General features: G+C 39.3%; 5 protein-coding genes. All 5 read left to right on the forward strand.

Annotated elements, in window-relative coordinates; translation table 11 throughout:
• Positions 1-33: 33 nt before the first annotated feature.
• The 5 genes from rplL (at position 34) to IO90_RS11210 (ending at position 10969) form a co-directional block, all read left to right on the forward strand.
• Positions 34-399: a 50S ribosomal protein L7/L12 gene (rplL, locus tag IO90_RS11190; protein WP_034966480.1), complete on the forward strand. Its 366-nt coding sequence runs from the start codon at positions 34-36 to the stop codon at positions 397-399.
• Positions 400-811: 412 nt separating this feature from the next.
• On the forward strand, positions 812-4639 hold the full coding sequence (rpoB, locus tag IO90_RS11195; RefSeq protein WP_034966484.1) for a DNA-directed RNA polymerase subunit beta: 3828 nt from the start codon (positions 812-814) through the stop codon (positions 4637-4639).
• 123 nt (positions 4640-4762) lie between these two features.
• The gene (gene rpoC / locus IO90_RS11200) at positions 4763-9028 is read left to right on the forward strand and encodes a DNA-directed RNA polymerase subunit beta' (RefSeq protein ID WP_034966486.1); all 4266 of its coding nucleotides are present in this window, start codon (positions 4763-4765) and stop codon (positions 9026-9028) included.
• 86 nt (positions 9029-9114) lie between these two features.
• Positions 9115-9420, forward strand: a complete 306-nt coding sequence (locus IO90_RS11205; RefSeq protein ID WP_034966489.1) for a DUF3467 domain-containing protein — start codon at positions 9115-9117, stop codon at positions 9418-9420.
• Between the two features lie 265 nt (positions 9421-9685).
• On the forward strand, positions 9686-10969 hold the full coding sequence (locus IO90_RS11210) for an ectonucleotide pyrophosphatase/phosphodiesterase (protein WP_034966492.1): 1284 nt from the start codon (positions 9686-9688) through the stop codon (positions 10967-10969).
• Positions 10970-11024: the final 55 nt, after the last annotated feature.

Below are 11024 nucleotides of genomic sequence, written 5' to 3' on the forward strand. Positions count from 1 at the left end.
ATCAATCAATAATCAACAAAAAACATTACAACAATGTCAGATTTAAAAAATTTAGCTGAAACGCTAGTAAACTTAACAGTAAAAGACGTAAACGAATTAGCTACTATCCTTAAGGATGAGTACGGAATTGAGCCAGCTGCTGCTGCGGTAGTAGTTGCTGCGGGTGGTGGAGAAGCTGCTGAAGAGAAAACAGAATTCGACGTAATTCTTAAAGCTGCTGGTGCTTCTAAATTAGCAGTTGTTAAATTGGTAAAAGATTTAACTGGTGCAGGTCTTAAAGAAGCTAAAGATATGGTAGATGGTGCTCCTGCTGCAATCAAGCAAGGTGTATCTAAAGACGAAGCTGAAGCTCTTAAGAAACAACTTGAAGAAGCTGGTGCTGAAGTAGAATTGAAATAATTCTGGTTTACATCCAAATATAAACTCCCAAGCTTAGGTTTGGGAGTTTTTTTTGTGCTATGATTCTGATTTGCAAACTGTAAAATAAATTTGTATATTTGCAAAATCATTTGGCGCGACTTATTATATCATTTTAAATAAAAAGAACTCTTTCATAGTAATGGAAGAGCATTTTCTATTTAATGATAGCATTAATTCAAACCGAATAAAAAAATAAAATATTTTGCACTACACCGTGAAAAGATATACCGGTGTTGCTCTTAGGAAGAATCAGATTAATAAGTTAAAAGCCAAGGTCTCACGTGCGCGCCAAAACACTTTTTCCTTTTGCCTTTCATCTTGTTTCTTAAGTTTTTCCTGATATTTTTTGTGAATCAAAATATTTTTTAACCCATTTTTTTCTTATAATTTTATGAGTAAAACACAGGCCACACAAAAAGTGAAAGGAACGGAAAGAATCAACTTTTCCACTGCGAAAGGTAGAATCGACACCCCTGACTTTTTGGACATCCAAATCCAGTCTTTCAAGGAGTTTTTCCAGTTAGACACGCTTCCTGAGCAACGTTTGAACGAATCACTTTACAAAACGTTCCAGGAAAATTTCCCAATTACAGATTCTAGAAACCAATTCGTTTTAGAATTCCTAGATTATCTGGTAGATTCTCCTCGTTACTCTATAGATGAGTGCGTTGAGAGAGGTTTGACGTACAACGTGCCTCTAAAAGCTAGACTTAAACTATACTGTACAGATCCGGAACACGAAGATTTCCAGACTGTTGTACAAGATGTGTACTTAGGTCCAGTTCCTTATATGACACCTTCTGGTTCATTCATCATCAATGGTGCAGAGCGTGTTATCGTAACTCAGTTACACAGGTCTCCGGGTGTATTCTTCGGACAGACTTACCACGCAAATGGTACCAAACTTTATTATTCAAGAATTATCCCTTTCAAAGGATCTTGGATGGAGTTTACTACGGATATCAATAACGTAATGTATGCGTATATCGACCGTAAGAAAAAATTACCTTTAACAACATTGCTAAGAGCGATCGGTTTCGAATCTGATAAAGAGATTCTTCAGATCTTCGACCTTGCAGAGGAAGTGAAAGTTTCCAAAGCAGCGCTTAAAAAAGTAGAAGGAAGAACATTGGCTGCGAGAGTTTTGAACACTTGGTTTGAAGATTTCGTAGACGAGGATACAGGTGAGGTAGTTTCTATCGAAAGAAACGAGATCATCCTAGACAGAGAGACGATTCTTGAAAAAGAACACCTTGATGTTATTTTGGATTCTGGCGTTAAGTCGATCTTGATCCACAAAGAAAATAGCAGCGAGTTCTCTATCATCCAGAACACGTTACAAAAAGATCCAACCAACTCCGAAAAAGAAGCGGTTGAATATATCTACCGTCAGTTGAGAAATGCTGATGCACCAGATGAGGAAACTGCAAGAGGAATTATCGAAAAATTATTCTTCTCCGAGCAGAGATATTCATTAGGTGAAGTAGGTCGTTACAGACTAAATAAAAAATTGGGTCTTAACATCTCTCAAGAAAATCAAGTATTGACGAGAGAAGACATCATCTCTATCGTAAAACACTTGATCGAACTTGTTAACTCAAAAGCTGAGGTAGATGATATCGATCACTTGTCAAACAGAAGAATTAAGACTGTTGGAGAGCAATTGTCTGGACAATTCGGCGTAGGTCTTTCTAGAATTGCTAGAACAATCAAAGAAAGAATGAACGTTAGAGATAACGAGATCTTTACACCGGTTGACTTGGTAAATGCTAAGACTTTGACGTCTGTTATTAATTCATTCTTTGGTACCAACCAGCTTTCTCAGTTTATGGACCAGACCAATCCTCTATCAGAGATCACGCACAAGCGTAGACTTTCTGCCCTAGGACCTGGTGGTTTATCAAGAGAAAGAGCAGGTTTCGAGGTTCGTGACGTTCACCATACGCACTATGGCCGTATCTGTCCGATCGAAACGCCTGAGGGACCAAACATTGGTTTGATCTCTTCTTTAGGAATGTATGCGAAGATCAACACACTTGGTTTCATCGAGACCCCTTATAGAAAAGTGGAAAACGGTAAAGTTGACCTTAGCACTCAACCGATCTATCTTAACGCAGAAGATGAGGAATACAAGGTGATTGCTCAGGCAAATGTTGAGTTGGATGATAACGGAGAATTTCTAACAAATAGAATTACCGCAAGACTTGACGGAGATTATCCGGTAGTAGAGCCTCAACAAGTTGACCTGATCGATGTTGCACCAAACCAGATCTCCGGTATTTCTGCTTCATTGATTCCGTTCTTGGAGCACGATGATGCGAACAGAGCTTTGATGGGATCGAATATGATGCGTCAGGCCGTTCCATTGTTGAATCCTCAAGCACCAGTTGTAGGTACAGGTTTGGAAAAACAAGTAGCTAGAGATTCCAGAATTTTGATCAATGCAGAAGGAACTGGAACTGTAGAATACGTAGATGCTGAGAAAATTATTATTAAGTACGAAAGAAGTGAAGAAGCCGACTTGGTAAACTTTGATTCTGCTACTAAAACTTATAAACTGACCAAGTTCAGAAAAACCAACCAGGGTTCAACTATTACACTAAGACCAAACGTAAGAGTAGGTGATGTAGTGGAGAAAGGACAAGTACTTTGTGATGGTTACGCCACTGAAAACGGAGAGTTGGCATTGGGTAGAAACCTAGTGGTAGCCTTCATGCCTTGGAAAGGTTACAACTTTGAGGATGCGATCGTAATCAATGAAAAAGTAGTTCGTGAGGACTGGTTTACATCGATTCACGTAGACGAATATTCTCTTGAAGTTAGAGATACCAAATTAGGTATGGAAGAACTGACAGCAGATATTCCTAACGTTTCTGAAGAAGCTACCAAAGATCTTGATGAGAATGGTATGATCAGAATCGGAGCAGAAGTGAAGCCTGGTGATATCCTTATCGGGAAGATCACTCCAAAAGGTGAATCTGACCCAACACCAGAGGAAAAACTTCTTAGAGCGATCTTCGGAGACAAAGCTGGTGATGTGAAAGATGCTTCATTGAAAGCAGATTCTTCATTGAGAGGAGTTGTGATCAACAAAAAATTGTTCTCTAGAAATATCAAGGACAAAAAGAAAAGAAGCGAAGAGAAGATCAAATTGGAAGAGATCGAAAATACTTACAAAGCTAAGTTCGACGGTCTAAGAAATACTTTGATCGACAAATTGAATACATTGGTTTCTGGGAAAACTTCTCAAGGTGTACAAAACGATCTTGAAGAAGAAGTGATCAGCAAAGGAACTAAATTCACATTGAGATTACTTCAAAATGTTGAAGATTATAACAATATCAGTGGTGCAGATTGGACCGTTGATTCTGACAAGAATGAATTGATCAAACAATTGGTTCACAACTACAAGATCAAATACAACGATCTTGCAGGGGTTAAAAACCGTGAGAAATTTGCATTGTCTATCGGAGATGAGTTGCCTGCAGGTATTATCAAACTAGCTAAAGTTTACATCGCTAAGAAACGTAAATTGAATGTTGGAGATAAGATGGCTGGTCGTCACGGTAACAAAGGTATCGTTTCAAGAATCGTTCGTGAAGAGGATATGCCGTTCCTAGAAGACGGAACACCAGTAGATATCGTATTGAATCCACTTGGGGTACCTTCTCGTATGAACATTGGTCAGATCTACGAAACTGTTCTTGGATGGGCTGGTACCAAACTAGGACTTAAGTTCGCAACACCGATCTTTGATGGTGCAACGCTAGAACAGATCACAGAATACACAGAACAAGCTGGCGTTCCAAAATTCGGAAGTACACACTTGTACGATGGTGGAACTGGGGAGAGATTTACTCAGCCTGCAACTGTAGGTGTGATCTATATGTTGAAACTAGGACACATGGTAGATGACAAGATGCACGCACGTTCTATCGGACCATACTCATTGATCACGCAACAGCCATTAGGAGGTAAAGCGCAATTTGGAGGTCAGAGATTTGGAGAGATGGAGGTTTGGGCTCTAGAAGCATTTGGAGCATCCAATATCTTGAGAGAGATCTTGACTGTGAAGTCAGATGACGTGATTGGTAGAGCGAAAACTTACGAAGCAATCGCGAAAGGAGAAGCAATGCCTGAACCAGGTATTCCGGAATCTTTCAACGTATTACTTCACGAGTTACAGGGTCTTGGACTTGATGTAAGATTGGAAGAGTAATTTAAATTAAATTATCAAAAAATTTAAAATTAAATTATTAACCAATGGTTGAAAAGAATGATTTCTAAAAGTAATTTTTTAATCATTTAATGTTTCAATCTTTTAATCAAATACATAAAACAAATGTCAAATAAAAATAAAACAAGTAGATTTACTAAAATCACTATTGGTTTAGCTTCACCAGAATCCATTCTTCAGGAATCGAGAGGAGAGGTTTTAAAACCAGAAACGATTAACTATCGTACACACAAGCCGGAAAGAGATGGATTGTTCTGCGAGAAGATCTTTGGTCCTGTAAAGGATTACGAGTGTGCTTGTGGAAAATACAAACGTATCCGTTACAAAGGGATCGTTTGTGATAGATGTGGGGTAGAAGTAACAGAGAAAAAAGTACGTAGAGAAAGAATCGGACACATTGGCCTGGTTGTTCCTGTAGCGCACATCTGGTATTTCCGTTCTTTGCCAAACAAAATCGGTTATTTATTAGGTATTCCTTCCAAGAAATTGGATATGATCATCTATTACGAAAGATACGTCGTGATCCAGCAAGGTATTGCTAAGAAAGCAGACGGTTCTGACTTTGATGACAAAGAATTCCTTACAGAAGAAGAATATCTGGACGTTCTAGAGACGCTTCCTGTAGAAAATCAATATCTTGATGATTCTGATCCGAACAAATTCCTAGCAAAAATGGGAGCAGAAGCGGTTGAAGAATTGTTGAAAAGAATCGATCTTGATTCTTTATCATTCGATCTAAGACACAAAGCACACAACGAATCTTCTAAACAAAGAAGAACTGAGGCTCTTAAAAGATTAAATGTTGTAGAAGCATTGAGAGGTGCCAATACAAGAATGATCAACAAGCCTGAGTGGATGATCATGCGTGTACTTCCTGTAATACCACCAGAATTGAGACCATTGGTTCCATTGGATGGGGGACGTTTCGCAACTTCTGATTTGAATGACCTTTACAGAAGGGTGATCATCAGAAACAACCGTTTGAAGAGATTATTGGAGATCAAAGCTCCTGAAGTAATCTTGAGAAATGAGAAGCGTATGCTTCAGGAATCAGTAGATTCATTATTCGATAATACAAGAAAATCTTCTGCTGTAAAATCTGAATCAAACAGACCATTGAAATCCCTTTCTGATTCATTGAAAGGTAAGCAAGGTCGTTTCCGTCAGAACTTACTAGGGAAAAGGGTAGATTACTCCGCTCGTTCGGTAATTGTTGTAGGACCTAGTCTTCAACTTCACGAGTGTGGTATCCCGAAAGATATGGCTGCAGAACTTTACAAACCGTTCATCATCAGAAAACTGATCGAGAGAGGAATTGTAAAAACTGTAAAATCAGCTAAAAGGATCATCGACAGAAAAGAGCCTGTAGTTTATGATATCCTGGAAGGCGTAATGAAAGGTCACCCTGTACTATTGAACAGAGCACCTACTTTGCACAGACTTGGTATCCAGGCATTCCAGCCGAAGATGATCGAAGGTAAAGCGATCCAACTTCACCCATTGGTAACGACGGCTTTCAACGCCGATTTCGATGGGGATCAGATGGCGGTGCATTTACCTCTAGGTCCGGAAGCTATTTTGGAAGCACAACTATTGATGTTGGGTTCTCAGAATATCCTTAACCCTGCAAATGGTTCTCCTATCACGGTACCATCTCAGGATATGGTTTTGGGTCTATATTTTATGACCAAACAACTGGATTCTACAGATGATATGAAAGTAAAAGGCGAAGGTCTTGCTTTTTATTCTCCGGAAGAAGTAGAGATCGCGTATGCTGAGGGACAAGTTTCTCTTAATGCAAAAGTAAGATGTCGTCTTCCTATCAAAGAGAATGGTGTCATTACAACGAAGTTATTCCCTACGACAGTTGGGAGAATTTTATTCAACCAGATCGTACCGAAAGAATCTGGCTATATCGATGAGTTATTGACTAAGAAATCTCTTAGAAACGTCATTGGTCAGGTATTGGCAGACACAGATTTTCCAACTACGGTGAAGTTCTTGGATGATATGAAAGATCTTGGATATGCAAACGCATTCAAAGGTGGACTTTCATTTAGTCTTGGAGATATCGTGATCCCGGTTGAGAAAAAGAAAATGATCGCTACTTCTATCGAAACTGTAGATGAGATCAAGGCTAACTATAATATGGGTCTTATCACAGATACAGAGCGTTATAATCAGGTAATTGACGTTTGGACTAATACCAATGCCAGCCTTACTGAAATGATTATGAGCAGAATGAAGGTAGATCAAGGTGGATTCAACTCTGTATATATGATGCTTGATTCTGGTGCGAGGGGTTCTAAGGAACAGATCCGTCAGTTATCTGGTATGAGGGGATTGATGGCAAAACCACAAAAAGCAGGTTCTGTTGGCGCTGAGATTATCGAAAACCCGATTCTTGCAAACTTTAAAGAAGGTTTGTCAATTTTGGAATACTTTATCTCTACCCACGGTGCTCGTAAGGGTCTTGCGGATACCGCTCTTAAAACTGCCGATGCTGGTTACTTGACCAGAAGATTGGTGGATGTTGCACAGGATGTTATTATTACAGAACAAGACTGTGGAACACTTAGAGGTACAGAAATCACTGCACTTAAGAAAAACGATGATATCGTAGAAAAAATAGCTGAGAGAATTCTTGGTAGAGTTTCTCTTCACAATATCTATCACCCGGAAACAGATGAGATCTTGGCAAATGCTGACGAGTTGATCGTAGAAGCAGTGGCTAAGCAGATCGAGGAAGCTGGAATCGAAGCTGTTGAGGTTCGTTCTCCACTAACTTGTGAGGCCAAAAAAGGTATCTGTGCGAAATGTTACGGTCGTAACCTTGCAACAGGTAAAGGCATCCACATGGGAGAAGCTGTTGGTGTAATCGCTGCACAGTCTATTGGTGAGCCGGGAACTCAGTTGACATTGAGAACGTTCCACCAAGGTGGGGTTTCAAATAACATCTCAGAAAATCCAAGCATCGTTGCAAAACGTGATGGTATTGTTGAGATGGATGAGGTTAGAACTATTAAATCGGAAGGTGAAAATGGAGAATCAGCAGATATCGTTGTTTCCCGTTCAACTGAATTCCGTTTGGTAGCTGATAACGAAGCTAGAACACCGATTATGATCGCTAACGTTCCTTATGGATCCGAGTTGTTTGTACAGCCAGGTGACAAAGTGAAAAAAGGAGATATGATCGCGAAGTGGGATGCTTACAACGCGGTAATCATTGCAGAGAACTCTGGTAAAGTAGAGTACGAGGATATTATCCAAGGTGTCTCTTTCGTATTGGAGATCGATGAGCAGACTGGTTTCGAAGAGAAAGTAATCTCTGAATCTAGAAATAAAAAAGCCGTTCCTACCCTTAGAGTTGTTGACTCCAAAGGTGTGGAGCAAAAAGGTTACAACTTACCGGTTGGAGCCCACATTATGGTAAACGATGGTGAGAAAATCAAGGCTGGTAAGGTCTTAATCAAAATCCCAAGAAAATCTGCAAAAGCAGGGGATATCACCGGAGGTCTTCCGAGAGTTACCGAGTTATTCGAAGCTAGAAATCCTTCCAACCCAGCGGTTGTTACAGAGATTGACGGTGTAGTATCCTACGGTAAAATCAAAAGAGGTAACCGTGAGCTTATTGTGGAAGCTAAAACCGGAGAGATCAAGAAATATTTGGTTAAATTATCCAACCAGATCCTTGTTCAGGAAAATGACTTCGTGTACGCAGGAGGCGCACTTTCCGACGGTTCTGTAACGCCAGACGATATCTTGAAGATCAAAGGTCCAACTGCGGTTCAGGAATATTTGGTTAATGAGATTCAGGAGGTTTACCGTCTTCAAGGGGTGAAGATCGATGACAAACACTTCGAGATCATTGTTCGTCAGATGATGACAAAAGTATCGATTGTGGATGGAGGAGATACCCAATTCCTGGAAGGTGCTTTGGAACACAAATACGACTTCTTGCAAGAGAACAACAGAGTATTTGGTCTGAAAGTAGTAATGGAAGCGGGAGATTCTAAAGTTTTCAAACCAGGACAGATGATCACAGCTAGAGAGCTTAGAGATGAGAACTCGAAACTACGACGTGAAGATCAGGCATTGGTAGAAGTAAGAGAAGCACTTCCTGCAACTGCAACTTCTGTATTACAAGGTATTACAAGAGCGGCACTTCAAACCAAATCATTTATGTCTGCAGCATCGTTCCAGGAAACGACCAAGGTTCTAAACGAAGCAGCAGTGTCTGGTAAGATCGACTTCTTGACAGGTCTTAAAGAAAATGTAATTGTAGGACACAGAATTCCTGCAGGTACAGGTCTTAAGGATTACCAAAACGTGATCGTAGGTTCTAGAAAAGAGTTCGAAGACATCAACTAAAAATTAATCAAAATGAAATTTGAGGTTTGGAATTATTTTTTATACTTTCACAACCTCAAATTTTAATAAAAAAATAACAAAACAAAATGGACAATAATCAAAACCAAGATCCAAACAACATCAACATCCAACTTAACGAGGTTATCGCTTCTGGCGTTTACTGTAACCTTGCTTTGGTAAACCATTCTCCATCTGAATTCGTAGTGGATTTCATCCAATTGATGCCAGGTGTACAGCAAGCGAACGTGCGTTCAAGAGTAATTCTTGCGCCACTTCACGCGAAGAGAGTATTGGCTGCACTTCAGCAAAACATCACTAACTATGAGCAGCAATTCGGAGAGATCAAAGAATTGGAGCCTTTCGTAGTTGGAGGTAACAACGTACAAGCTTAAGCTTTTTTCTTAATATAAATCATCCCGTTTCGTTTTATTACGAGACGGGATTTTTTGTTTTGAATTCAAATTTTGTTGTACATATTTTTTTTCTAGCTGATCGTGCTGATTTACTAGATCACAACTGTAAATTTATATCTGCCTCATCAGCAAAATCTGCGAGATTATATTTATTTAATTTAAAATTTAGGATTAATATTTTATTAATGCGCCTTTCTTTCCATTAAAGTACACAGACTTTATCTTTGCAAAAATATTTTTCGTAATGAAGAGCTTCTTCGCCATTCTTTTTCTCACTTTATCAATCATCATTAATGCTCAAAAAGGAATAGTTGATACCGCTCAAATTGTCGTTCCAGATCGTCTGAATGATGCAACAGCGATGATGAAACCCTACGTTATAATGATTTCAACAGACGGTTTCAGATACGATTATGCCAAGAAATATAACGCTCAAAATCTTTTGAAGTTTTCAAATTCTGGCGTTCAGGCCAAGGCAATGATTCCAAGTTATCCTAGTATCACTTTTCCCAATCACTGGAGTTTGATAACGGGTTTGTATCCTTCTCATCACGGTTTGATTGACAACTTTTTCTATGATTATCAGAGAAAAGAAAAGTATGCAATGAGCAATCGTACAAATGCTGAAGACGGAACTTGGTACGGTGGAACTCCGCTTTGGAGTTTGGCTGAGAAGCAGGGAATGCTTTCAGCGACTTTGCAATGGGTCGGTTCTGGAAGTGACGCAGGAGGCATTAGACCAACTTATTATTATCCTTATCACGAGAAATTCAAGCCTTCGGAGAAAGTTGATAAAGTGATCAATTGGCTGAAGTTGCCGGAAGAAAAACGCCCACATTTCATCGCATTATATTTTCCTGAAGTGGATGGCGCTGGACATCATTTCGGACCAGAGGCGAAAGAAACTGAAACCGCAGTTCAGTTGATTGATGAGGCGATCGGAAGTTTGGTTCAAAAAGTGAAAGATTTAGGTTTGAAGAATGTCAACTTTGTCTTCGTTTCGGATCACGGAATGATTCAGGTGGATGGTGGAAATCCACTGGAAATCCCGCAAATCCTTACGGATAAAAATAGAGTTGATTACTACAATTCTCAAACCTTGTTGAGAGTCTATGTCAAAAATCCGAAGGAAGTCAGATCCGTTTTCAGAGAATTAAAAGCAAATAAAGCAGATGATTACAATGTTTATCTTGACAAGAAACTTCCAAAATATCTTCACTTTGCAATTAGAGATGACAGATACAATAGGATAGGGCAGATCCTCCTTATTCCAAAAGCGCCTAAAGTCTTCCTTGAAAAAGGTCAAAAAACATCCGCTGGAAAACATGGCTACGATCCAAAACAAGTTCCCGAGATGAAAGCCACGTTCTTTGCTTGGGGGCAAGCTTTCAAAAGTAATCAGGTCATCAATGAATTTGAAAACGTGAATGTTTATCCTTTGATGGCAGAGATTTTAGATTTGAAGATCAATGAGAAGATTGATGGGAAATTGAAAACTTTGAAGCCGATTTTGAAGGTGAAGAAATAGCAAGATAATTCATTCTTTAATTGAAAATTGTAGATGAAGAAAATGACCATCTTCA

The organism is Chryseobacterium sp. FH1 (assembly GCF_000735135.1).
Lineage (GTDB): Bacteria > Bacteroidota > Bacteroidia > Flavobacteriales > Weeksellaceae > Epilithonimonas.

Bases quoted from the DNA above. Each gene is read 5' to 3' on its own strand.
- rpoC (WP_034966486.1), top strand. From the start codon at position 4,763: ATGTCAAATAAAAATAAAACAAGTAGATTTACTAAAATCACTATTGGT.
- IO90_RS11205 (WP_034966489.1), top strand. From the start codon at position 9,115: ATGGACAATAATCAAAACCAAGATCCAAACAACATCAACATCCAACTT.
- rplL (WP_034966480.1), top strand. From the start codon at position 34: ATGTCAGATTTAAAAAATTTAGCTGAAACGCTAGTAAACTTAACAGTA.
- IO90_RS11210 (WP_034966492.1), top strand. From the start codon at position 9,686: ATGAAGAGCTTCTTCGCCATTCTTTTTCTCACTTTATCAATCATCATT.
- rpoB (WP_034966484.1), top strand. From the start codon at position 812: ATGAGTAAAACACAGGCCACACAAAAAGTGAAAGGAACGGAAAGAATC.